The organism is Parabacteroides distasonis ATCC 8503, from assembly GCF_000012845.1.
Taxonomy (GTDB): Bacteria; Bacteroidota; Bacteroidia; order Bacteroidales; family Tannerellaceae; genus Parabacteroides; species Parabacteroides distasonis.
In genome coordinates this window covers 571,534-597,821 of the sequence record NC_009615.1, presented here as the reverse complement: position 1 = coordinate 597,821, position 26,288 = coordinate 571,534, and the positions used below count along the sequence as shown (strand labels likewise).

Here is a 26,288-nt window from a genome sequence, read left to right as displayed (position 1 = left end):
ATCCTCCTTAATTAATGTTGTTTCTCGAACTCTTTCATGCAAGCTACCAAAGCCTCCACGCTGCTCTTCGGCATCGCGTTATAAAGAGAGGCACGGAAACCACCTACAGAACGGTGTCCCTTGATACCTACCATACCAGCGGCAGTAGCATATTTACTGAACTCGTCCTCCAACTCCTTATACTCATCATTCATCACGAAACAAACATTCATGATCGAACGATCTTCCTCCGCTACCGTACCACGGAACAACTTATTGCGATCGATCTCATCGTATAAGATCGCCGCGTTCTCAAGATCCTTCTTCTCCATAGCGGCGATACCACCTTGTTCCTTATACCATTTCAAGGTCTGTAAAGCCGCGTAAATAGGCAATACAGGAGGTGTATTGAACATAGAATCCTTTTTAATATGGGTAGCGTAGTTCAACATGGTCGGGATCGGACGGTCTACATGTCCTAAAGCGTCCACACGAACGATAGCCAAAGTCACGCCGGCAGGAGCCAAGTTCTTTTGAGCACCCGCATAGATAATATCATATTTGGAAATATCGATCGGACGAGAGAAAATATCGGAAGACATATCGCAAACCAAACGTTGCTTCACATCCGGATCCTTACGCATCTCTGTTCCGTAAATCGTATTATTAGAAGTAAAATGGAAATAATCCGAGTCATCAGCGATCGCATAACCCTTCGGGATGTAAGTATAGTTCTTGTCTTTGGAAGAAGCGACAACATCTACCTCCCCAAACAACTTAGCTTCCTTGATAGCGTTCGAAGCCCATGTGCCGGTATCCAAATAAGAGGCTTTCTTATTCAACAGATTGTAAGGAACCATACAGAACTGCATGCTGGCGCCACCGCCCATGAATACAACCTCATAGCCTGCCGGAACATCCAGTAATTCCTTGATCAACGCACGTGCCTCGTCGTTTACGGCTACAAACTCCTTACTTCTATGAGAGATCTCAAGAAGTGATAACCCCATACCCGCAAAATTTTCTACCGCAGCGGCTGTATTCTTAATTGTATACTCGCTCAAGATAGAAGGACCTGCATAAAAATTGTGCTTCTTCATACCAATGTCTTTTTAGAATGTTATTATAAATAAAGTAACTATTTTTTCAAAAACAGGCGGCTAATGTAACTATTTTTTCTCATTTGCCGACACTTTTCGAGCATTTTTTAATTTACAATCAGAATATGTCAATTAAAAACGATCTCCCCAAAGGCGCCTCATTTGCTCAATTAGTTTGTGCTCGGCCGGATTTTCCTGTCCTTTCCACAAACGTTCGCCCAAAATATCCTTCGGAAGATACTCCTGCTTTACAAAATGATTTTCGTAGTCGTGCGCATATTTATATTCCTTGCCATACTCCAGTTCAGCCATTAATTTGGTAGGCGCGTTGCGTAGATGAAGCGGTACGGGTAAATTCCCAGTCCGGTTAACAAGTGCCAAAGCGTCGTTGATCGCCATATAGGCCGAATTACTTTTCGGGCTGCAAGCCAGATAAACGGTCGTCTCGGCCAGGATGATCCGGCCCTCCGGCCAGCCGATCTTCTTCAAGGCATCGAAACATGCGTTCGCCAGCAAAAGCGCATTCGGATTCGCCAATCCGATATCCTCAGAAGCGGAGATCACCAACCGCCGTGCGATAAACTCAGGGTCTTCTCCCCCGGCCACCATACGGGCGAGCCAGTAAATGGCGCCATCGGGATCGCTACCCCGGATCGACTTGATAAAAGCGGAGATTATATCGTAATGCATCTCCCCTCCCTTATCATACGCCGCAGGGTTCTCCTGCAACCTCTCCACTACCTTCTCATCCAGAATCTCAATATCGTCACTCTCCTCGGCAGACACCACCAGTTCCAGAATATTCAGCAACTTCCGGGCGTCTCCTCCCGAGTAACGTAACATGGCATCCGTTTCCGTCAGCCTTATGTTTTTATCCTTCAGAACGACATCCTCGGCGATCGCCTTATACAATAGCGTAAGCAAGTCATTCTTGTCCAGCGATTTCAACACGTACACCTGACAACGGGATAACAAAGGACGGATTACCTCGAACGAGGGATTCTCCGTGGTTGCCCCAATCAGCGTCACCACGCCCGTCTCCACGGCGTTCAGCAATGAGTCTTGCTGCGACTTACTGAACCGGTGTATCTCATCAATAAACAATATCGGCGATACCGTATTGAAGAAGCGGTTGCTCTTGGCCTTCTCTATCACCTCCCGCACGTCCTTCACTCCCGAACTGATCGCGCTTAACGTATAAAAAGGCGCATCCAACTTATTCGCTATGATTTGCGCTAAGGTAGTCTTCCCTACTCCCGGCGGCCCCCACAATATAAAAGAGGGAACCCGTCCCGCATCAATCATCTTCCTCAACACGGCTCCCTGGCCTACCAGGTGCTTCTGTCCGATATAATCATCCAACGTCTTCGGACGTAATCTCTCTGCTAATGGTTGACTCATCATGGAAGCAAAAGTCGGACATTTTATTTACTTTTCAAAGGATAAGTCAAGAAATTTATCGTATAAAAAGAATGTTAAACAACAGGAAATAGTGACATAATGAAAGAGTAATCATCACAAACACACTTTCACCCATATAATATACTAACATTATGACAATAAAAATTTAACATTCCCTTAGTTCCCTATCCTTTTTATCCCGTACTTTTAGCGATATCTTCTTAACACATTATACCTTCTTTCTTGAAGCATTAAATATCTATCAACTGGTGCATGATCGTCCAACAGTTGGTGCATGATCATGCAACGACTGTTAGATGATCATGCACCAATTGTTAGATGATCTATATTTCCATATAAAACCAATAAGCCTTCCAAGGAAATGGGATAAGGGAAGCAATCAAAACATGTAAGATATATAACAAAAAAAGATGCCCCTCCATAATCGGAGAGGCACCCTATACCTTATATTATATATGTTAGATTAGCGAGTTCCGCCAGCCCACCATACAGGCTCTGAATATACGTATTGACCGTCGCCATAAGCGGCTTTTACTTCCGGATTTGATACCACGTCACTATTACCATAAGGCATACGAAGAGGGAATTTTTTCGTATTCGCCAATGTCACGAAATTCTCTCCTAATCCTTTCATTCTACGGATATCATTAAAAGTCTCGGTAGCCTCTCCCGATGCCCCCCACAAAGCCAGATATTTCTGGATCATGGTCTCTTTCAAAGGATTTACAGCAAACAACGGTTTAACTTGGTTATCGAAATATGTATTGGCCGTCTCCTCTGTCATTTTTTCTGAATTCACGACCATTTTGCTACCCATATAAGTGATAGCAGAAGAGACACTTCTCTCAGCATTTGCGATTCCGGCAGCTACCGCCTCTTTCAACGCTTTCTCGGCGTCAGACGTACGGTTTAAGCGACATAACGCCTCAGCTTGCAAGAATTTCAACTCATGATAACTCATCAACATCGTAGGAGCCGTGTTTGAATATACAAAGGCGGAAACACCATATTTCTGCATATTCTGCTCAGGAGTACCATTCGGGGCCGGAACTAAGTTCTTATCAGCAGAGCCTGTAACCTGTACGCGTTTCTTGTCAGCCGTAGTAGGAGAAAGCATCACTCTTTCCAATCGAGGATCTTTACGCTCAATCAACTTGTCCGTCAAGCTCTGGCTATTGGCAAAACCAGCGCGAGAATCGAAGTAACCAAAGAATGGGTTGATATTATTCGCATCATAGACAGCGTATGCAGCCTCGTCATCCGCAGAAGTAAAAGATTTTGATACATAGTCCAAAACCTTATTCAAGTCAGCTTGCTTATCCGTGGAACGATTGATCAGACGCATCGTATAACGAGCCTTCAAACCATAAGCGAATTTAATCCATTTCTCGGCATCTCCATTATACAAATAATCATACGTACCAACCGGTGAACGATCAGACTGATTCAAATCCTCGATCGCCTTGTCCAAGGAGGCCATTATAGAGACATAAATCTCCTCTTGCTTATCTATTTTAGGATTCATATTCACCGGTGAGCCATTCTCATCCAATAAAGAAGCTTCACTATAAGGTGTATCTCCAAATATATCCGCCAATAGAGCGCCATTGTAAGCTTCCATGACCTCAGCGATACCTCTCGTCACTAAATTTCCCTCATCACGCTTACCTTCTTGACATTGACCGATAATAACACGAGCGTTCTTCAAGCTTGTATAAACATTTCCCCACGTATTCTCAAACGTAGAAGAGGCAGAAGGCTCATTCAAACGAATTTCCGCGTTATATAACTGGTTTTCGATACCCACTTCATATTCCACGTAGGAAGATGAATAGGTATTGAAGTCTCCGCTAACGTTGGAAAATGCAGTAGAAGTAATCAAGTCGGCCAAGATAAATTTGCCATCCACGCTATTTGTATGGCTCGTATCTTGGTTAATCCGATCCATTACATCCTCGGAACATCCAGCCAATGCCAAGGATACGGCCGACATAACAGCCAACCCTTTAAATGATTTTATTATTGTATTCATATATATCTGTCTTCTTTATAAATTAGAAATTTACGTTGACACCAAAACCGTAGCTAGATGTACCCGGTAAGGAGAAACGCTCGAAAGCGCCAGCCATATTGTTATTTCCTTGAGTAGCCTCTGGATCGAAGCCTTTTATCTCAGACCATACAATGATATTACGGGCGAAAACATTCACGTTTACATTCAAGTTATCTTTCTTATATACAGGATATGACAATGAAAGTTCACGCAATTTCAAGAACGAGTTGTCATAAACATAGGCTTCGTCAATGCCCCTCACGCTTTTGAAATACTCCTCTGCATCTGATCCTTTCACTCCACCCGTATAGGGAACATAGATAGGTTTACCATCCGCATCTACGCCCTTCTGTTCAACAGCAGCATAGTCAAAATGATATTTATCACTCTTACGAACCTCTCCAGATAACTTACTTGTACCATAGAAGTTCGTCTCACCAGCCGTACCACTATACATTTGTCCACCTTGCTTCCAGTCAAATACAGCAGCCAAACGGAATTTATACAACTCGATATTCGTATTGAAACCCAAACGGAAATCAGGAGAAACCTTACCGATTACTTGGGTCTCACCAGCCTCTGGTATACCTTTTTCGTTTACTACAATTCGTCCTTCGCCATCACGTTTGTAACCAACACCATAGATTACCGGGAATTTATCGCCGATACCTGCACGTACTTGAGGAGTCACGAAACCACCCAACATAATGCTCTCTACGCCCGGAGCCAACTCGTCTACATAATTGTCGATCTTTGAGAAGTTAAAAGCGAAGTCCAGCTTGAAATTCTTCGTATCAACCGGAGAGATACCTAATGTAATCTCATGTACGTTTGAGTGCATCTTTCCACCATTCATCATCATACTGGAAGCACCTGTGGAGCCAGCCAAAGGCACCTCGAAGATTTGGTCTTTCACGTTCTGACGAGAATACGTATAATTCAATGAAACTAAACCATTCAAGAAAGTCAAGTCAGCACCAAGCTCATAAGACTTCGTGTTCTGAGGCTTCAAGTTCGGATCATAAACCACGAAATAAGGAATATACGCCATATTTCCATTAATCGGATACATAATAGGTGTTCCCTGGAAGAAACCACCACCATAACCTGGCGTATAATAATAAGACGGCACATATTCTCCTGCCATACCTACCTCTGCGTAAGAGCCACGGATCTTACCAAATGTCAAGATATCATTCTTCAAGGCTTCCACTTCCGTGAATACCCATCCAAGGGATACGGAAGGATAAAAGAACGAACGGTTATCTCTCGGCATAGAAGACACGATATCGTTACGTCCCGTAACATTCAAATAAAGCATATTCTTCCAAGCCAAAGATAAGCTAGCGAAGTTACCTACCGTACGTTTTCTCTTATACTCATGAGAGCTGTTGAATACAGAAGCGTTGTTCAAATGGTTCCAGCCCGGGAAGTTGAAGCTATATCCCACGGCTTGAGTATTACTGATTCGCTTATCTACAAGCTCATTACCCAACAAAGCATCGAATACGAAGTCCTCATTGATATTCCAGTTATACGTAAACGTCAACAATGAGTTCATCTCATTTACCGTAAAACCGTATTCGCTAGCATAACCATTCGCATAACCAGTTGTACCGTAGCCGTAAATATCAGAGTAATTGGTCGTATAAGCGTCATCACCAATTTGGTATTTCACATCCAATTTATGATTGTCCGTACCAAATTTAGTAGAATACTTCAAGAACGCATTCCCGAAGAAACGTTGAGATCTCTCCGTAAAGCTATTATTGTCGCACGCCCAGTTTCCATCATCGATCCAGTTCTCACGGAACGTATTCTGAGTATAAGGATCACCTTCGATATGGGAAGGTATGCCCGCCATAGTATAACTGATAGGAGCCGTATAAACCGTAGCGGTAACACCGTCATTAGCGGTTCCTTGCTTCTTGATCTTTGATGTCACGAAGTTTCCGTTAAAACCAGTCGTCCAGTTATCATGCAATTGCGCCTCACCCGACAGCTTCACGTTATAACGATCCATTCCCGTAGAACGAACGATACCATCAGAAGTCGTATTACCCAAAGAAAATGAATAGTTTCCTTTATCGAAAGATTGAGCTACATTTACAGAGTTACTCCAAGTAACGCCAGTCTGGAAGAAATCTTTCGCATTATTATAAGCTTGGGGAGTAGCCCATGGATCCAATCCTGCCGCAGCACGCTGAGGCACATAGTATTGTCCATTATGCAATCCACCTTCCGTATATTCATTTTGTACATTACCGCCATATACAGGATCATTCGCCAAGTCAGAGATAGACGGTCCCCAGCTAAATCCCGAATATGGGTTATAAGCACCTTCATTACCTTGTCCATATTCAGTTTGTAACTCAGGTAATGTAGAAACCTTATCAAACGCAAGATTCGTGTTGAATGAGATCTGAGGTTTTCCTTTACGAGCACCTTTTCCGCTCTTTGTAGTAATAACGATCACACCATTAGAAGCACGCATACCATACAACGCAGAAGCGGCTTGTCCTTTCAAGATGTTGATACTCTCGATATCGTTCGGATCTAAGTCTACGGCACGGTTCGCATAGTCAGCTCCACTAACACTACCATTATTCATAGTATCCGTATTAACATCCGCCGTAGAAGCGATCGGCATACCATCGATCACATACAAAGGAGAGTTATCCCCTGTAAATGAACGGGCTCCACGGATCATGATCTTGGAAGATGCGCCTGGCATACCCGATGAGGAAGCGATATCGATACCGGATACTTTACCTTGCAAAGCCCCAGACAAACTAGTGTTAGCACCTTGTGTTAACTCATCCGATTTTACATCTTGCACGGCATAACCTAAAGCTTTCTTTTCCTTTGAGATACCCATCGCTGTAACCACGACCTCATCCAAGTTTTGAGTATCAGACATCAATGTTACATTTACATTGGGAGACACAACTACCTCCTTGGATTTCATACCGATGTATGAAATAACTAATTGCTTACCATCACTAGGAACATCCAAAGTAAAATTACCGTCAAAATCCGTAACTGTTCCCACAGTCGTTCCTTTTACGATAATGGACGCACCGATCACCGGCTCACCATCTTCTCCGACTACCTTACCGGTAACCTTCGAGGTCTGTGCCGAAACTACTCCTACGCTCATCGCAAGAAATAGTAGCACAGAAGTCAACTTTTTCTTCATAGACACATTCTTTTTATTTAAACTAAACTAGAAATTCAATTAAGCTTTCGTGGACTATAGTTCATACAGAACTACTCCATTTTATGTTTTACGACATACCTATTAAATGAAAAACGGTTGCAAAACTATAAATTATACCTGAAAAAAACAACAAATTATTATTATTGTGATATATTTCCTTTGTTTTCTTAATTGTTAAATCTGTCAATTTGCAATATAACCACTGTCTAAATCGACTCAGGTGACATGATCGTATCACAAATCAATGAGTTATCGCTGCCGATAGTTTCTTTTTGACAAATAAAAAAATTATTTTTATCTTAATTTTATCGTAACAAATAGTGAGCTTACTCTTTATAGGCATGATATTGGACTTGATATCAACTTATTCTGGATATTTTATAGCATATAGCTTATCACTAAAAATATTTACAACTTTATTTTATGTAGATATTTGTGAAAAACGGCTGGCTTTTCTTATCCTCCCAATATGGCTGATAAACAATATCTCTCAAATCCAATATATTTATTACAGAATTTTAATAGATCTAAACTTATATGATAATTTTTTTTCATATGACTACACTAAATAAAATATTGAAAATTGGTAGTTCTGTATGAACTTAGTTAATCAACCATTAAAATGCAGAGAAAACATTTTTAAGTATATAGTTAATAAATAAGTGTGTTTATGAAGAAAAAGTTGACTTCTGTGCTACTATTTCTTGCATTGAGTGCAGGTGTGGTTTCAGCACAGACCTCGAAGGTTACCGGTAAGGTAATTGGGGAAGATGGAGAGCCGGTGATCGGTGCCTCTATTATCGTAAAAGGGACAACCGTGGGAACAGTCACGGATTTTGATGGAAACTTTGAACTAGAAGTACCTGCGAATGGTAAACAATTGGTTATTTCATACATCGGTATGAAATCTCAAGAAGTTGCGGCCACTTCTAATGTAAATGTAAAACTATTAGCCGATACCCAGAACTTGGATGAGGTCGTGGTTACGGCTATGGGTATCTCAAAGGAAAAGAAAGCTTTAGGTTATGCGGTTCAAGATGTGAAAGCGGATGAGTTGACGAAAGGAGCTAATACTAGTTTGTCTGGCGCATTACAAGGTAAGGTTTCTGGAGTGGAGATCTCTCCTTCTTCCGGTATGCCGGGTGCCTCTTCTAAGATCACGATTCGTGGTTCCAGATCTTTTACAGGGGATAATACTCCTTTGTATGTGATTGACGGTATGCCTGTCGCTTCAACGGCTGATGTGGACACCGGTAGTTCTGTTTCCGGCACGGACTTTGCATCTCGTGCGGTGGATATCGACCCAAACGATATTGAAAGCATTAATATATTAAAGGGACAGGCCGCATCTGCCTTGTATGGTATGCGTGCAACAAATGGAGTAATTGTCATTACGACCAAAAGTGGAAAGGGAGCCCGTAAAGGTAAACCTCAGGTCGCTTTTAATACCAGCTTATCTTTTGATAAGGTTTCAACGATGCCTGAATACCAAAAAGTGTATGCGCAGGGTACAAATGGCAAGTATAGCCCGTATGCTTCAACTTCTTGGGGACCACTAATCAGCGAATTGCCTAACGATCCGACTTATGGAGGAAATACGGATAATGAGTTTACCAAGCAATATGGTAAGCATGAAGGTATGTATTATGTACCTCAGCGGGCCGCTGCGGGATTAGACCCTTGGGCTCAACCACAAGCTTACGACAATATCAAGGATTTCTTCAACGTGGGTACGACATGGAGTAACTCCGTGAATGTAGCTCAAGCTTTTGATAAAGGTAACTATTCCTTCTCGATCGGTAATACTACGCAAGATGGTATTATTCCAAATACAGGCATGGACCGATACAACGCAAAAATGAGTGCCGAAGCTCAATTACACAAGAACTGGTCTACTGGATTTACCGGTACCTATGTAAATTCGAAGATCAGCAAGCAGTCTAGTGCCAATAATGGAATCTTAGCTACTGTTTACGGAGCTCCTTCTAGCTACGATTTAGCCGGTATCCCAAGTCATGTTGAGGGTGACCCGTATACACAAAATACATTCCGTAGCACATCAGGTTTTGACGGAGCTTATTGGGCGGTAGATAACAACGAGTTCTTGGAACGTTCACAACGTTTCTTTGGAAATACTTATTTGAAATATTCTACGAAGTTCAATACCGATAATCACAAATTGGATGTCAAGTATCAATTGGGTGTGGACTCTTATACGACTAATTATACGGATTCTTGGGGTTATGGACATGCAAATGGTTATGGAGAGATTGATCACTATGGATATTCAATCACGGAGTTGAACTCTTTGTTGACCGCTGCATATACTTGGAATATCAATGAAGATTGGTTGTTCGATGCCCTTGTTGGTAATGAATTGGTAGAGAATCAGCGGAAATTTTACGAGTCTTATGGAGCGAACTATAACTTCCCGGGTTGGAATCATATAGATAATGCTACAACTATGGTAGCATCCGAGTCATTACGCCGGAAACGCACAGTTGGTAACTTTGCTAGCATTTCATTGTCTTACGCTAACATGGTTTACTTCAACGCAACTGTTCGTAACGATATCGTATCTAATATGCCTCGTAACAACCGCTCATTCACTTATCCATCTGTTTCCTTGGGCTGGATTTTCACAGAATTAGAACCATTGAAGAATAATGTCTTGACTTATGGTAAATTACGTGCTTCTTACGCCGAAGTAGGACAGGCTGGAGATTATTATGATTCTTATTATACTACACCTGTTTACGGTGGTGGTTTTTATGGTTCTACGCCTATACAATATCCTATGAGTGGAATTACGGCGTTCACTCCATATGCTCGTGTGTATGATCCGAATCTGAAACCTCAGAACACGAAGTCTTATGAGTTAGGTGTGGATTTGACCTTCTTGAATGGTCTGTTCTCATTGAACTATACCTTCTCTCGGCAGAATGTGAAAGATCAGATATTTGAGGTTCCTTTGGCTGGTTCTACAGGCTCTGCAGAATTAGTAACCAATGGTGGCGCTATCCATACGAACGCTCATGAGATTACGTTGGGAATCAATCCGATCAATACGAAGAATTTTAAATGGGATATGGCATTTAACTTCTCTAAGATCGATAACTACGTGGATGAGCTGGCTCCGGGTGTAGAGAGTATTTTCTTGGGAGGTTTCGTTGATCCGCAGGTACGTGCGAATATTGGCGATAAATTCCCTGTAATCTATGGTACGACTTTCTTGCGTAATGACAACGGTGACATTGTCGTAGACGAAGATGGCTTGCCTCAGATCGGTAGTGAGGGTGTGATCGGTAAGGTTTCCCCGGATTTCCTCTTGGGTTTCAATACTAATTTTGAGATCTACAAATTCCGTATCGGCGCTACGTTCGATTGGAAATGTGGTGGACAGATGTATAGCGGTACATTGAACACGTTGAACTATTATGGTACAAGTATGGAGTCTGTTGAAAGTCGTACGGCCGAGACTTTCCGTTTTAGTCATCCGGCTGTAAAGCAGTTGGAAGATGGTTCCTATGTAGCTAATGACATAGATATCAAAGGCGAAGACGCTTTATCATATTATGACCGCATGACGCTTATTTCCGAAGCTGGTATCTATGACAGTGGTTTCTTGAAACTACGTGAGTTGTCCGTTAGTTATCCGATATGGGATAAGAATGGAATCAACGTGAACTTAAATGTTTTTGCCAGAAATATCATTCTTTGGTCTGAGTTGAAAGGTTTGGATCCTGAGGCTTCTCAAGGTAATAATAATATGGGCGGTGGCTTCGAGCGCTTTTCTATGCCGGGTGCTTCGAGCTATGGCTTCGGTTTAAATGTGAAATTCTAATAAAGGAAACAAAAGATGAAACTTCAAAATATCTCAAAAAAATTATTGACGGGAGTTGTTTTCACCGCAGCCTTGGTCTCTTGCTCTGAGGATAAGATGGATGAGATCAACAAAGATCATAATCATACCACAGCAGTTCCCGCAAAGATGATCCTTACGGATGTCATGACTTCGACTGCGTTTAGCGTGGTTAGCGGCGATTTCAATTTATATGGTGGTATGTATGTGGAACATGAGACAGGTTCGCATAATCAATTCTACTATGCGGAAACCCGTTCTTCTTGTACATCGGCTTCTACCTTTAATAACTCATGGGGGGGAACCTATTCGACACTGAAAGATGCTTTGATCTCTGTCAAAGTCGCAGAAGAAGAGCAGAACTTCATAACAAAAGGCATTGCGGAACTTTTCGTGGCTTACAATTTGGCGATCTTGACAGATATGTATGGTGATACACCTTGGAAAGAGGCTTGTGACTATACAGTATCTATGACTCCCGCTATCGATAAACAAGAGGAGATTTATAAGGATATCATGGCCTATGTGGATGCCGCAATTGAAGATCTTCAGAAACCAGATCTGACGAGCCTGTCTAATCAAGATTTGATTTATAAAGGTGACGCTTCGGCTTGGCTAAAGACAGCTTATGGCTTGAAGGCTCGTTATACGATGCGCTTGATGGGACGTAGCGCTGATGTTAAGGGCGATATGGAAAAGGTGTTGGATTATATTTCCAAGTCGTACACCTCGGCAGCCGAGCAATGTAGCTATGCTATGTATGGTGTGGGTGTTAATATCAACCCATTTTTCGGAGTATTCTATTCTCGTTTAGGTGAAGTAGCCAGCCGAAGTATGTTTGATAAATTGAATGAGCGTAATGATCCGCGTATCAGACGTTGCTATGTGGAGGCTAACAGCCAAACGATGATTGCTTCTAAGGATGATCCATTATTGAATCTTGCTCATAATGGTGATTTAGTGCAAAGTCAGTTAGAATATACTGTTTCCATGTTCTGTGCAGCTCAAACCGCTCCGACTCACATCTTAAGTTATCATGAGGTATTGTTCTTGAAGGCAGAGGCTTTGTGTCGTTTAAATCGTAAGGATGAGGCAAAAGCAGTGTTGAAAGAGGCTGTTGTCGCAGGTATGGCTAATATGGAGGTTAATATCAAGTCTGCCCTCGCTTCTGATTATTGGGGAGGTTTCTTGAATGTAACAAACGAGGTGACACCGGAGGAGGCCGCTTCTTACTTTGATGAGAATGTCGTTCCCTTATTCGATGCTAATCCTTTGAAAGAGACGATGATTCAGAAATATATTTCTTTCTGGAACGCAGATGGAGAGTCTACCGAGTGCTATAATGACGTACGTCGTTTGAAGAGCTTGGGTGAGGATATTTATGGCTTGCAAAATCCGGGTAAGTTCCCGTTAAGATGTCCGTATGGTAATGATGATACTACGACTAATCCTAATATACAAGCTGCTTATGGTGATGGTCAGTATGTGTTTACCGAAAACGTATGGTGGGCTGGCGGAACTCGCTAATCAATATATAAAAGCATAACGAGTGACAACATTCAAAAAAGGGGAAGAATATCTTAATGATATTTTTCTCCTTTCTTATAAATCCACATTCTAGCCGAACTTCAATCGTGTCTCAATCTTCTCAAGATCGCGGACAATCGTCATATCCATGATATTGCTATAGATTTCGGTAGTACGAACACTTTTATGCCCTAACAACTTTTGTACCGTAGTTATATTCGCTCCATTATATAATAATAAGGTAGCATTTGTATGCCGAGCCGTATGAAAAGATACCTTCTTATCAATACTTGCCAATTGGCTGATTCGGCGTAATTGCTTATTCACGTTTGAATTAGAGGATAAGGGAACACCAAACAGGGTTCTCGGCGCATTCTTATATCGCTCATAGATAGGTAAAGATTTACCCTCGAACAAGAGGAATAGCGGCAAACGGACACTCACATCTGTCTTCACCGATGAATAAACCAGCCAAACCTTATCATCAATAATCAAAAAGTTCTCTTTCGTTATACTTACTATGTCTGAGAAACGTAATCCCGTGTAGCAACTAAATAAAAACATATCCAGACACCGGCGCAATGTACGCTGCCCATCCAGCTTTAAGTTTTCCAAACGACCTAACTCCTCAGGCGTTAAATGAGTACGCTTACTCTCTTGATATTTAATCTTATATTTCCGAAATGGATATTTGTGCAACTCGAACAACTCCTTATTAATCGCCAAGTTGATATATCGTTTCAAATGCTTCATATGTTTAGCGATCGTATTTCGATGATACTCCTGCTTCAATAAGAAATATTCAAAATCGCATAAGAAATTGAAATTAATATCCTTAAACAGAACGTCCTTTTTATATAAGGATAGAACATGCAAAGTGGACAAATGGTTTTTTAATGTCGATTCTTTCAAATTACTATGTAAAATCTCCTCACGCATGAAAACAAGAAAAGAGGAAGACGTAGATGTCGAAGAAGCCTCCTCACGCAGATCCTTCAACGAAAAACCGTTATTCGCTTGTCTCTTCTCCAGCTCATCTCTCTCCAACTCCATAACATAGTTCTGAAGATACAGGTTTAACGCATCCATATTCGGATGATTCTTTATGGAACGTCTCTTGTTGTCCCATTGACAAGGTTTCACATAAACCTTCGTTGAAAAATACCTCTTTTGCCTATTCAAATAGGCCTCTACTTGAATCAAAGCTTTTCCTTCCGCATTCAATTGCTTTTTTCGATTAAACACTAAGTTGTAAATTACTTTTTCCATGATACATTTATATATTATCTGATTGTAAACACGAAGGAACAATAATAAGTTCTTTGTAGCACAATCTACAAACTAAAAGTTTGTTATCACGGATTACCTACTAATAAAAAACCATATATCCAAGTAAATAAAAAGGGCCTACCAAATACATGGCAGGCCTCTCCTACTTTTCGAGATATTAAATCATATCAATAATCTTCACCTTCCCAACCTGTTTTACGGAATCCCTTAACCGTCATCGACTTTCCATTTTGAGTCAAGGTAAATTCAATGGCATCCACTTTTGTATTGGCTTGAGTAGTATAACCATCCACAATTACTTTACCAGAGATATTGAAGGTTACAGTAGAATTTATACCATCATCCGCATGGAGCAGATTAGCGATACCATCCCCATCAAAAGATTTAGAAGTGACATCGCAATGAATCTTGCCACGTACTCCCCAGTCGTTTGTGGCAACACTCATTTTTATCCACATCTTATCCGTGGCATCATCAGTCGTATTGTAAGTATTGCAGGTCACACCTTCCGCCAAGACACCACCATCCTCACCTGTAACATTAACTACCCATTCGCCACATAAAGGGTAAATAGCCGTGTATTCTATCTCGTAATCACCATAAGTCTCACAAGAAGAAAAGGTGACCAACGCCAATAAGATAACCAGTAATTTATTTATCTGTTTCATATTCAAAAAGCTTTTCTGATTAATATACATTTATAACACCCATTTATTTATGCCACCATTGTTTTTCCGCTAACGGAACTACCGCCGGAGTATTAGGGTTATAGTCTGAAGATGACTTCGGATACAATAAACGACGAGGATATTCACCCGGAGCCAACGCAGAACCAATGCAAGGAGTCAACTGCCCCCAAATATATCCTTCCTCATCCACATGCTTTGTCCCTAAAACAGGAATACCGGTACGATTGATATCAAACCATGCGTCCCATGCTTGACAACGAGTGGAAGCGATCCACTTCTGGGTCAAAATAGAGGTAAGCATTGAATTTTGGTCCGTACTATCGAATGCATAAGGAGCACCTTCAGAAATAAACTCGGCAGCAGAATACCCCCAACGTTCAAACGCATAATTCACACCTTGCTCATAAGCCACTTTCGCTTTAGCCACATCATTCAAACGAGCGTAAGCTTCCGCTTGCAGGAACGCTACCTCAGCAGCAGACATAAAATAAACAGGATCTGTAGGACCTAGCTTAGCCACAGAGATCATACGAGTTGTTACCGCTACCGAGTTTGGGCGGTCACCATACTTCAAAGCTGTTGTCTCGCCGGAGCCATCCGTATTAGGTGAATAAAAATCATTTAAACGAGGATCCTCATATTTTTTCAAATAATCGCAAACCGTAGCGCACGCACGAATATTTACAGTTGAATTCAATTTACGACGGTCATTCTCATACAATGGATTTGATTTATTTTCCAAATCTTGAAAACAGTCCATCTTAGCGTCTACACTCAGCAAATCTCCTTCGTCGAGCAATGCCTTGATAGCAGCTTTATTCGTATCGAAATCACGCATCAACAATTTTAGCTTTAAACTCTTCGCAAATTGAATCCACTTATTCACGTCACCAGCGAACACCAAGTCTTGTTTTGTAACCGAAGGCAAACCACCTGCGGTAGCTTCCGCTTTTTTAGCGATAATCTCGTCCAACATCGCTAATAATCCCGGATAAACCACAGTCTTACTGTCATCATATTTCGGTGTAGTATTCTCATTCCCAAGAATAGCTTCTGTAAAAGGAATAGAGCCATAAGAGTCCACTAGGATATGATACATAAAGGCAGTCATAGTCTTACCCATTACCCAATAATTCCATTCTTGAGCCGATTCAGAGCTTTTGATAACCAAATCCAAGTCTGGCAGTGCTATTGAATAAGGTATAGACCATAAACGAGAATCGGATGCGTTAGTTATCGTATAGTTAACCAATGTATTATACTGGTTGGATGTATGTCCCTGCGTACATTGCTGAGACCACATGCTACCATATAATTCGTAAGTACCACCTACAATACTTGCTACTCCTGCGATACCAGAAGGAAGCAAAGTAGAAGAAGAGGCTTCCGTTGGATATTCCGGATTCTGGTTAATATCCAAATAATCGGAACAAGCTGTAGTCGCCATCAACAAGCAGCTAACCAGTCCTGTATATATTAAATTGTTTCTTTTCATACTATCTTTACTTTTTAAAGTTACTTATTATAATACAACTTTAATACCACCACCAAACGTACGGTTTGTCGGAGCCGCACCAAATTCACCAATTTCAGACAAGATGTCATTACCATAATTCGTACCTTCCGGATCTACGTAGTTGTTCTTTTTCGGGGTCCACATAAATAAATTACGTCCGATCAAACTAACTTGAACCATAGAGAATGGGGTTTGTTTCAACCATGCTTTCGGCAAAGAGTAAGAAAGTGTAATCTCTCTTAATTTCAAGTAATCTTTAGGTAAAATCCAATTTCTATACTGAGCGTAGTTGGAGGCGTTATTATAGTAGGTATTAACAGCGCTAGAAGCACCTCCCCAATGTACGATAGGTATATCATTCTCTACGTATTGACCATTTACGACTTTCACGGAATTAGGAACCACAAATGGTTCACGATTATTAAACACCGTATAAGTAGAGTTTCCGGCAAATGTAAGCAATTGAGAGGTATATGAATAGAACTCACCGCCATTACGCCAATCTAACACCGCTGATAAAGTAATCCCTTTCCATGTGAAATGCGTATTAAAGCCCATCAAGAAATTAGGTGTAGACGTTCCTACGATCTCTTTCTTGCTAGCATCAATTGTCGGCATACCGTTATTATCAACGATCACCTTACCATCATCAGTCGTGGCCAAAGCCGGAACCTTGAAAACGCCCAAAGGCTGACCTACTTCCGCAACGAAATCCACTTGATAGGAACTTGTCAATTTATACTCAGTTACATCATCCCATAACTCTTTCACCTCACTCCAGTTCTTACTGAAAGTAAAACCTAATCCCCACTCGAAATCTTTCGTACGAACAGGAATACCATTCACTGCCAACTCGACACCTTGATTCGCAATCTTACCTACGTTGCGGGTCATAGACGTATAGCGAGACTCCGGAGCCAGACTAGCAGATATTATCTGATCTTTCGTACTCTTATTATAATAAGCAGCATCAATATCCAAGCGATTGTTAAACAGATGCGTTGTTAAACCGAACTCCCATTCTGTCGTGATCTCCGGACGAAGATCCATACTCGGCAAACGATTATACTCTGTCAAGCCTAATGTATTATTAATAGGTAAATATAAATCTCCAAAACCTAAACTGATTTGAGTCGGTGTAAAATAACTGCTAGTACGGTAAATCGGAGCATCGTTACCAGTCTGTCCCCAAGCTGCACGAACCTTCAAGAAATTCAGATAATCAGATTTCAAATCCTCAAACATATCCGTGATGATCAATGAAGTATTCACGCCACCATAGAAAAAGCTATTATTTCCTTGAGGTAAAGTAGATGACCAGTCGTTACGAATAGAAGCATTCACAAACCAGAAATTCTTGTAACCAAACTCACCTTGAGCGAACAAACCAACCAAACGGCGTCTATCAGAGTAAGTCGTAGTCATGGGCTTATCAACACCATTCGCTAAGTTAAACCATCCCGGTTGCTCCAAACCATACAGATAAGATTTCAAATAAGAACTCGTTTGTTGATTCAAGTTCCATCCAATCATACCATTCAAAGCGATATCCTCACCGATTTTATAATCCGCGTTTAAGAAAGCGGTCGCATCAATTTGCTCCACCTTGTCACGACGTTCCGTATAAGTACCGGGCTGCTGCTTCTTACCACCTAATTCACTCCAAGACCCTGAAGCGAAAGTCACTTTTTCATTCCATCTCTTTTGAGTAGCGTTCGTAAAGTCACCACCTAAACGTCCAACCGCCTTCAAACCTTTCATAATCTCAAAAGCAAGCTCGATCTTACCATAGACACGGTCATCTTGATACTTATTACGATTATGATCTAACACCCAATATGGATTCTCCGCATAAGCTGTATAGAAGTTATCCGTATTAAAATAAGGATTCGTATAATCTTTCATTGAGCTAATATCTACATCCACGGCATGTTGCAAAATCTCAGAAAACATCGTTGCACCATCATCTCCTTGGCCAGCAGCAGCTTGTGTGATATCTTTACGGACATAGTTCAAGTTTAATTCCGCAGAAAAACGTTTATATTTCATATTACCTCTTAACGAGATTGTATTACGAGCATATGAATCAGCGTCACCCGGTAATACACCGTCAGACTTCACATTACCATAGGAGGCAACAAAACCAAGTTTATCATTACCCATACGAATCGAGACGTTATTATTCGTCTCAAAACCAGTTTCATAAAAATCACGAAGATTGTTCTTTACATACGAGAAAGGCTTAGAAAGCGGAGTTAATAAACCTTCTGAGCCGTCTGAGTAAGGTCCCCAGATATGATCACGACCATCCAAAACCGGTCCCCAAGAACCATTCTCCATAGGTCCGAAAGATCCCCATCCTTGTCCGAAACGATCTTGTGTTTGAGGAACACGCAATACGCTAGATCCCATAAATGAGCCATCGTACGTAACAGAAAGCCTCTCAGCCCCAGCCCGTTTTGTTGTCACCATGATAACACCATTAGCAGCCCGGCTACCATAAAGGGCAGTAGCGGAAGCACCCTTCAAGACTGTTACAGACTCAACATCCTCTGGGTTAATGTCATTAGCTTGGTTACCAAAATCCACGGAGTTAGAGAAAGAATCCTCACCTTGGAAATCATTCATAATAGGCACACCATCCACCACATACAAAGGTTGATTAGCACTGAAAGAACTGATACCACGCACGATTACTTTCTGAGAAGAGCCTGTAGCACCACCGCTAGTAATATTCAAACCCGCAACCTTACCAGTCAAACCTGACATCACTGATCCAGACTTAGCGGCATTCAAATCTTCACTCTTCACAGTAGAGGCTGCATAGCCCAACGCCTTTTCCTGCTTTTTCATACCAATCGCAGTTACGACAACCTCCTCAAGATTCTGGGTACCAGACTGAAGGACTACCCTCAACACATCTTGTACCGGAACCTCACGAGCAATCATACCCACATAAGAAATTACCAGAGTCTTCGCGGAACTTGGTACATCCAAACTGAACACACCATCAAAATCCGTTACTGTACCTGTAGTAGTACCCTTGACTATTACAGACGCACCAATAATCGGTTCACTGTCTTCGGCGGAAATAACAGTACCTGTTACTTTCCTCGTCTGAGCTGTGGCCAATCCAATGCCTAAAACTAGGCAAAGTAAAAGATAAGTCAACTTGTTCATAGACACACTCTTTTTTTGTTTAACTTATATAATATATTCGCAATAGATATTCAAAGACTTATATTTTAAGGGTCGTATGAATGCAAATGTAACAATAAATTTATTATAACAAATAAATAATTAAAAAATTTCAATAAAACAACAAGAAAAGGCTAATGGGTAGAAAATATGGAGACTTTTTCAACCACAATTTAAATGCCGTAATATGTACACCAAATATTACAGCTTAGATCATTAACAAAGAACCATATTTTTAACATTTTGAAAAATAGGAATATATATTAGGTATGCATTAAAAAATAACTTAGGACGGCTCCGATATAAGTCATAAGTTCTACAACACCCAAAGACCTAGGAAAGGCTTTTCAAGTGATTAGTTATTCACTTCCCAAGCTGTTAGTTAGCGGCTAGGTATAGCCGTTAGTTATTCACTTGAGTAGCCGATAGTCGTTATTATTATTCGCTTATTTTCAATTATTTACGCATAAGTAGCCAATACCTTCTCGCAATCCGATCCGCAAAGAAATGATCGCATGAAAATTGTAACAAGTTATTTCTTGAGCGTTACTGAATAATCACAAGCAATGACAAGGTTCCGCGAAAACTAAGTAATAATAAAAAATAACCTATTATTCATAGGTTCCGCGAAGACTCTGGTATTTTCATACGTCGGAATGGTTGCGAAAGAAGCTCCAATCCAAGATGTAATGAAAGTTGTTTTGAATACGGCGGCGACAGAGCTGGATGAAGTTATGGTTGTCGCTTATGGTACGGCGAAAAAATCATCTTTCACGGGATCCGCTAAAGCGGTAAACGCAGAAGATATCGTAGCTGGCTCCAAAGAGTCCTTGGATAAGGCTCTTTCTGGAAAGATGTCCGGTGTTCGCGTAACCTCCAACACTGGTGATCCAGGAGCTCCCGGTGATATCAATATCCGTGGTGTCGGCTCTATCAGCGCAGCCAAGTCTCCTCTATATGTCGTGGATGGCGTGCCTGTAAAATCAGACTCAGATATGGCATACTACGGGAAACAGTCCAGTTTGCTAAGCTCCTTGAACCCTGATGATATTGAGAGCATGACGGTGTTGAAAGATGCCGCAGCAGCTTCCTTGTACGGCTCTCGTGCAGCGAATGGCGTTATCATCATTACGACCAAAGCCGGAAAAAGAGGCAAGACGAAAGTAAGTTACAATGGCGAGGTCGGCTGGAGCAATATGGCTGTAAAACAGTACGAGACAATGAATGCCTCCGAATTGCTCCTGTACGGAAAAGAAGCGATTTCCAATTATTATATCCTAAACGGACTCGCTGGCAACCGTGATCAAGCATACGCCTTGATTGACAAGGAAGGCGACATGGAAGCATTCTTCAACGACCCATCGGGTAACACGGATACCAATTGGCGTGATGAGGTTTACCGTACAGCCTTGACGCATAACCATCAATTATCCGTAAACGGAGGTAACGACCGTACACAATTCTATGTAGGTCTTGGTTATAATAATGCGGAAGGTATCGTAATCGGTAGCGATTTCGAACGTTTCTCCGGTCGTATCAATTTAGATCATCAAGTAAATAATTGGTTGACTATCGGTGTTAAGCAAATGATCGCATTCACTACCCAAAATGGTTTCCGTGATCAGCAAAATCAAGATCAAGGTATCGGTACTGCTTCTCCACTGAGCTTGGTGTACTCCTCAGACCCGACGGCTCCCGTAAAGAATCCGGACGGTACATACAACGCCGACTCAAACTGGGGTGCCGCTTCCAATCCGCATCTAATGTTGGGCAAGGAACAATGGATTAAATCCCGTGTAATGCGTAGTATGTCTAACATTGATTTAGGCGTAAAATTCTCCAAGCAATTATCGTTCAAGACGATTTTTGGTTACGACTATATCGATACGAAACACTTTGAGTATTGGTCTCCCAACAGCGTGGACGGTAAGGCCGTAGGCGGCTTGGGATCTCGCTATACTTACGAGAACCGCAATTTAACAAGTTCTTCCACGTTACGCTACGCTAATACATGGAACGATGTTCATAATTTTGACATCCTAGGTGGTTTCGAGGTAACAGAAGACGAACTGACAGCCATCTATACTACGGCAAAACAATACTCAACCGACAAGTTACCGGAATTAGGAAACGGACAACCAGATGGCGCATCCAGCGAAGTATTTGGCTCCGGAATCGTATCCTACTTGGCTACCGGCAACTATAATTACGACAATAAATACTATCTGTCTGCCAGTTTCCGTCGGGATGGTTCTTCTCGCTTGGGAACCGATAATCGCTGGGCGAATTTCTGGTCCGTATCTGGCGCATGGCGCATCAGTGGCGAGAATTTCCTTAAAGACAATGAATTGTTCTCTGATCTAAAAGTTCGCTTCTCTTACGGTACAAATGGAAACTTGCCGGGCTCATATTACGCGAACCAAGCGTTATATGCGTTCTCTGGTGGTTATGGCCCCTCTTCCGCCATCTATTGGAATCAAGCAGGAAATGAGGAATTAGGTTGGGAGAAGTCCAAAAACATGAATGTGGGTTTTGACTGGAACTTATTCAACCGAGTAAATCTGACAGTAGAATATTACAACAAAACAACGACCGACCTGTTATTCGAGATCCCGACTTCTATCGTCACAGGTTTTGAGAAAAACTGGCAAAACCTTGGTAAGCTACGCAATAGCGGTATCGAGATAGAGGTAAATTCCCAAAACATCAAGAATCAGCACTTCTCATGGGACACGAATTTCAACCTTACATTCCAGAAGGCGACGATCAAGGAATTGCCGAACCATAACGACATCGAATATGGAGACGGCGATATGTATCTGCACCGAGAGGGAGAATCCATGTATACTTTCTATCTGCCGGAATGGAAAGGCGTGAATCCGGATACAGGACTAGGAGAATTCTGGAAAGATCCAAACGATCATAGCAAAGGAGTAGTGAACAAGTACGATGAGGCTGAAAAAGGAATCGTAGGCAAAGCCATTCCCGACGTAACGGGAGGTTTGACAAACACGTTCCGGTTATATGATTTCGATCTTTCATTCTTGATTACCTATCAATTTGGTGGCGATATATTCGATTATCCGAACTACTTCTTCCATCATGACGGATTCCGTTTAGGTTCATTCAACCTAGAAAAGAGCGTAGCGGGTAATTATTGGATGAACCCGGGCGACAACGCCTTATACCCGAAGCCTATCTACCAGAATCCATATCGCTCGGATCGCTTCTCCAGTCGTACCATCGTATCTTCTGACAATATCCGTATGCGTGAAATCACCTTGGGATACAATGTACCGGTATTGAAAAACATATTCAGTAATCTGCGTGTGTACTTCCGTGCGAATAATCCGTTCATGATCTGGGCAAAGACAAAAGGCATCGACCCGGATGTTCCCTTGAATGGTTATCGCCAGGTAGATACCCCGGTCTCTAAAAGCTTTGTCTTTGGTGTAAACATCACATTATAATTTATTAAAATAGAATCTATATGAAAAAGATATATTTAGTAGGTCTAGCGTTCGCCTTATTAACGGCCTCCTGCGATGATGTCCTAGAAAAGACATCATCTACCCAATTACCTACGATAGACGCAATCTCTTCCGTAGCCGATTTGACAAATGCCGTGAATGGCGTATACGAGCAACAGGCTACAGAGGTAGGCTCGTATGGAGCGGAATTCACATTGCTGGCCGATTTACGAAGTGGGGATTTCCAATCTATCTCCACGGTGAATCATGCCGGCCCCATGTATCGTTACCAAACAGGTAAAAACGATGAGATGGTTTATAGTTTCTATAAATTATTCTACAATAGTCTAGCTCGCCTTAATAATGTATTAGCCGCCGCCGAGAATCTTGAAGGTGCGGATGTAGACATATTGAAAGGAGAACTATACGCTATGCGCGCCTTGTATCATTTCGATTTAGCCAGAGTATTCGCTAAATTACCATCAACAACAGATATGAACGATCTGGGCATCGTACTCTCCACAGAGGTTTATCCCACGGATTATATCGGGACCCGGGCGACCTTACAGCAGACATACGACCAGATATTGAAAGATATCGAGACCGCATTGCCTCTTTTGAGTAAAGATAAACAAACCGGACACATCAATTATTGGGGGGCTTTAGCGATCCGCGCACGCGCTTACCTTTACTTAGAAAAGAATAAAGAGGCACTGGCTGACTGTAAGGAGATTATCGCTTCCTCTCCTTATAAGTTATACACACGGGATGAATATATAGGCGCATGGGATAAGGAAGGAACGAACGAGGCTATATTCGAGATCTTAGTTACCCCGAATTATAACGCGCAACGTAACTCTATCGGTTATTTTACACATGCCTCCGGCTACGGTGAATGTGCCGCTACTGAATCTTTCCTGGAAGAGCTGGCTAAGCATCCGGGAGATATCCGTACGGAATTATTCGCAAAAGAGACCGATAATGGCTATGACGGGACCTATCCGCAAAAGTATAAGGGACGTGACGGGCAAATCTATGTAAACAATCCAAAGGTCGTGCGCCTTTCCGAAGTTTACCTAATAGCGGCCGAGGCCGCACTAAAAGCAGGGGATACCTCCGCGGCCGCCGGATATATGAATACGTTACGCAAGAATCGTATTGAGAATTATACCGATGTCGCTTCTATCACGTTGGATGATATCTTACTGGAAAGACGCCTAGAATTATTCACGGAAGGACATACCGCTTGGGACGCTTGGCGTAACGGCAAGTCTGTCAACAATAAATTCGTAGGTGAGGTTAAGCCGGGCGATTACCGTACGATCATGGCAATTCCTATCGGAGAAATCACCGTATCAAGAGGTCAGTTGATACAGAACCCAGGATATTAATCCTTTATCCATAAGTATTTATTGATTTTAGAGGATGTGCCACTTCACCACGGCACATCCTCTTTTTCTTTGTACGCTCACGAGTGCTTCACTAGCTCGAACCGCTTGTCTACACAAGCAGGTAATTCATGCGGGTAATGGGTTACGTAAATCAAGGTTTTTCCCGGGCGATCGCAGAATTGCTCGATAATAGCAGCCGCCTTTTTCTTATTGCTCACATCCAGACCATGGAGAGGCTCATCTAATATAATTAAATCGGGGTCTTTCACGAAAGCTCTCGCTAATAAAGCCAAACGTTGTTCTCCCGATGATAAGGTCAAGAATAAACGGTCTTTCAAATGTTCGATGCCAAAAACTTTCATCCATTCCAAGGCTACCGTTTCTTGCTCCGCATTACACTTACGAAACAAACCGATCGAATCGAAAAAGCCGGAACCGACAATATTCAAGGTAGGGACATTCTCTTTATAATATAAGTGCATCTCCGGCGATACATATCCGATACGTTTCTTGATATCCCAAATACTTTCCCCGGAACCTCTCTTTCTATCAAACAAATACAACGTATTCGCATACGACTGGGGATTATCCGCGTAAACCAAACTCAGCAAGGTAGACTTACCGGCACCATTCGGACCGAATAACGCCCACTTCTCCCCGTTCTTGATTTCCCAATCCAAATCTTTCAAGATCGTACGGCTACCATAGCGTATTTTCACATGTTCCATGCGTAAAGTCACCTCATGTAAAGAGGCTATCTTGTTCATATCCACAGGTAAACGAACCTTTCCAACTTCCTCGCATGCATGAATGCCTTCCGTTGGAAAAAGACGGGCGATTAATTCCGTATCCGACATAAACTCCTCTCGAGTCAGTGGAGGCAAGCAAGTACGATCATGGATAGGCAACACATGCGTGATCATTGCCGGTATGTCATTGGGGTTAGATAATAACAAGACAACTTGAACACCATTCAATTTTGTCATTTGCCCCAGCATCTCTACCAATAAATCCCGGGAAGGAGCGTCTAAGCCGATAAAAGGATTATCCAAGATCAAGACACGAGGACGGCTAAGCAACGTCCGGACAATCAAGAATTTTCGTAATTCACCACTTGACAAAAAGATCAACCGCTTAGGCAATAAATCCTCTATGCCGAAAAGAATCAATATCTTCGCTAAATTATCAGAACCGGCATATTCCTTCAACAATTCCTCGACAGTAGGCATCTCCTCCGTCTCTGTCGAATGCCAACGCTGTTGGTAATAAGAATTCCGGCAATCCGCCAACGAATAAATATCCTTAAACGCTATACTCTTGATAAAGTCACTCACCTTACCATCCCCGGAGAACACGACCTCACCTTCCTTAAAAGCGAATTTACGCTGCATAATATCCGCTATCAAGGTTTTACCAGCGCCATTCGGACCGACCACAGCCCATTGCTGCCCTTCATCAATTCTCCAATTCACGGGTGCCGTAAACCGCAATTCCGGCAAACGAGTAACGATATTCTTAATATCGACCACCATCATTCCTTCTTTTTCCATCTTTTTTCTAAATAAGCCGGA

The 26,288-nt window shown here is 41.9% G+C and carries 13 protein-coding genes; 4 read left to right on the top strand and 9 right to left on the bottom strand.

Features of this window, described 5'->3' with window-relative positions; translation table 11 throughout:
* Positions 1-11 precede the first annotated feature (11 nt).
* The 4 genes from serC to BDI_RS02490 all read right to left on the bottom strand — a co-directional run bounded on the left by serC (position 12) and on the right by BDI_RS02490 (position 7,753).
* Positions 12-1,079, bottom strand: coding sequence for a 3-phosphoserine/phosphohydroxythreonine transaminase (gene serC, locus BDI_RS02505; protein WP_005855647.1), 1,068 nt, complete (start codon positions 1,077-1,079; stop codon positions 12-14).
* Positions 1,080-1,211: 132 nt separating this feature from the next.
* The gene (locus tag BDI_RS02500; protein ID WP_041525541.1) at positions 1,212-2,483 is read right to left on the bottom strand and encodes a replication-associated recombination protein A; all 1,272 of its coding nucleotides are present in this window, start codon (positions 2,481-2,483) and stop codon (positions 1,212-1,214) included.
* A gap of 481 nt (positions 2,484-2,964) precedes the next feature.
* Complete coding sequence (locus BDI_RS02495) at positions 2,965-4,533, bottom strand: SusD/RagB family nutrient-binding outer membrane lipoprotein (RefSeq protein WP_008771706.1); 1,569 nt, start codon at positions 4,531-4,533, stop codon at positions 2,965-2,967.
* Between the two features lie 22 nt (positions 4,534-4,555).
* Positions 4,556-7,753 carry a SusC/RagA family TonB-linked outer membrane protein gene (locus BDI_RS02490; protein ID WP_011966035.1) on the bottom strand — a complete coding sequence of 1,066 codons (3,198 nt, stop codon included), beginning with the start codon at positions 7,751-7,753 and terminating at the stop codon, positions 4,556-4,558.
* Between the two features lie 691 nt (positions 7,754-8,444).
* Here BDI_RS02490 and BDI_RS02485 point away from each other — a divergent pair.
* On the top strand, positions 8,445-11,618 hold the full coding sequence (locus BDI_RS02485) for a SusC/RagA family TonB-linked outer membrane protein (RefSeq protein WP_005855638.1): 3,174 nt from the start codon (positions 8,445-8,447) through the stop codon (positions 11,616-11,618).
* A gap of 15 nt (positions 11,619-11,633) precedes the next feature.
* Complete coding sequence (locus BDI_RS02480; protein ID WP_011966034.1) at positions 11,634-13,163, top strand: SusD/RagB family nutrient-binding outer membrane lipoprotein; 1,530 nt, start codon at positions 11,634-11,636, stop codon at positions 13,161-13,163.
* Between the two features lie 90 nt (positions 13,164-13,253).
* Here BDI_RS02480 and BDI_RS02475 read toward each other — a convergent pair whose 3' ends face one another.
* The 4 genes from BDI_RS02475 to BDI_RS02460 all read right to left on the bottom strand — a co-directional run bounded on the left by BDI_RS02475 (position 13,254) and on the right by BDI_RS02460 (position 19,838).
* A complete protein-coding gene (locus tag BDI_RS02475) occupies positions 13,254-14,432 on the bottom strand; it encodes a site-specific integrase (RefSeq protein WP_005855634.1) in 1,179 nt (392 codons plus the stop codon).
* Positions 14,433-14,620: 188 nt separating this feature from the next.
* Positions 14,621-15,121 carry a lipid-binding protein gene (locus BDI_RS02470; protein WP_008780938.1) on the bottom strand — a complete coding sequence of 167 codons (501 nt, stop codon included), beginning with the start codon at positions 15,119-15,121 and terminating at the stop codon, positions 14,621-14,623.
* A 43-nt stretch (positions 15,122-15,164) separates the two neighbouring features.
* Positions 15,165-16,637: a SusD/RagB family nutrient-binding outer membrane lipoprotein gene (locus BDI_RS02465; protein WP_005865342.1), complete on the bottom strand. Its 1,473-nt coding sequence runs from the start codon at positions 16,635-16,637 to the stop codon at positions 15,165-15,167.
* 27 nt (positions 16,638-16,664) lie between these two features.
* Positions 16,665-19,838, bottom strand: coding sequence for a SusC/RagA family TonB-linked outer membrane protein (locus tag BDI_RS02460; RefSeq protein ID WP_005855628.1), 3,174 nt, complete (start codon positions 19,836-19,838; stop codon positions 16,665-16,667).
* Positions 19,839-20,512: 674 nt separating this feature from the next.
* Between BDI_RS02460 and BDI_RS02455 the strand changes: the two genes are divergently transcribed.
* Both BDI_RS02455 and BDI_RS02450 read left to right on the top strand, forming a co-directional pair.
* Entirely contained in the window at positions 20,513-23,326 is a 2,814-nt protein-coding gene (locus BDI_RS02455) for a SusC/RagA family TonB-linked outer membrane protein (RefSeq protein WP_009017729.1), read from the top strand.
* A gap of 20 nt (positions 23,327-23,346) precedes the next feature.
* Positions 23,347-24,717: a RagB/SusD family nutrient uptake outer membrane protein gene (locus tag BDI_RS02450; RefSeq protein ID WP_005855624.1), complete on the top strand. Its 1,371-nt coding sequence runs from the start codon at positions 23,347-23,349 to the stop codon at positions 24,715-24,717.
* Between the two features lie 77 nt (positions 24,718-24,794).
* Here the strand turns inward: BDI_RS02450 and BDI_RS02445 are convergent, their stop codons facing one another.
* The gene (locus tag BDI_RS02445) at positions 24,795-26,267 is read right to left on the bottom strand and encodes an ATP-binding cassette domain-containing protein (protein WP_011966032.1); all 1,473 of its coding nucleotides are present in this window, start codon (positions 26,265-26,267) and stop codon (positions 24,795-24,797) included.
* Positions 26,268-26,288 lie beyond the last annotated feature (21 nt).

What these genes read in the sequence shown, in the direction of transcription:
- BDI_RS02465 (WP_005865342.1), bottom strand. Translation starts at nt 16,637, where the DNA reads ATGAAAAGAAACAATTTAATATATACAGGACTGGTTAGCTGCTTGTTG.
- BDI_RS02470 (WP_008780938.1), bottom strand. Translation starts at nt 15,121, where the DNA reads ATGAAACAGATAAATAAATTACTGGTTATCTTATTGGCGTTGGTCACC.
- serC (WP_005855647.1), bottom strand. Translation starts at nt 1,079, where the DNA reads ATGAAGAAGCACAATTTTTATGCAGGTCCTTCTATCTTGAGCGAGTAT.
- BDI_RS02450 (WP_005855624.1), top strand. Translation starts at nt 23,347, where the DNA reads ATGAAAAAGATATATTTAGTAGGTCTAGCGTTCGCCTTATTAACGGCC.
- BDI_RS02485 (WP_005855638.1), top strand. Translation starts at nt 8,445, where the DNA reads ATGAAGAAAAAGTTGACTTCTGTGCTACTATTTCTTGCATTGAGTGCA.
- BDI_RS02460 (WP_005855628.1), bottom strand. Translation starts at nt 19,838, where the DNA reads ATGAACAAGTTGACTTATCTTTTACTTTGCCTAGTTTTAGGCATTGGA.
- BDI_RS02500 (WP_041525541.1), bottom strand. Translation starts at nt 2,483, where the DNA reads ATGATGAGTCAACCATTAGCAGAGAGATTACGTCCGAAGACGTTGGAT.
- BDI_RS02445 (WP_011966032.1), bottom strand. Translation starts at nt 26,267, where the DNA reads ATGGAAAAAGAAGGAATGATGGTGGTCGATATTAAGAATATCGTTACT.
- BDI_RS02495 (WP_008771706.1), bottom strand. Translation starts at nt 4,533, where the DNA reads ATGAATACAATAATAAAATCATTTAAAGGGTTGGCTGTTATGTCGGCC.
- BDI_RS02490 (WP_011966035.1), bottom strand. Translation starts at nt 7,753, where the DNA reads ATGAAGAAAAAGTTGACTTCTGTGCTACTATTTCTTGCGATGAGCGTA.
- BDI_RS02475 (WP_005855634.1), bottom strand. Translation starts at nt 14,432, where the DNA reads ATGGAAAAAGTAATTTACAACTTAGTGTTTAATCGAAAAAAGCAATTG.
- BDI_RS02455 (WP_009017729.1), top strand. Translation starts at nt 20,513, where the DNA reads ATGGTTGCGAAAGAAGCTCCAATCCAAGATGTAATGAAAGTTGTTTTG.
- BDI_RS02480 (WP_011966034.1), top strand. Translation starts at nt 11,634, where the DNA reads ATGAAACTTCAAAATATCTCAAAAAAATTATTGACGGGAGTTGTTTTC.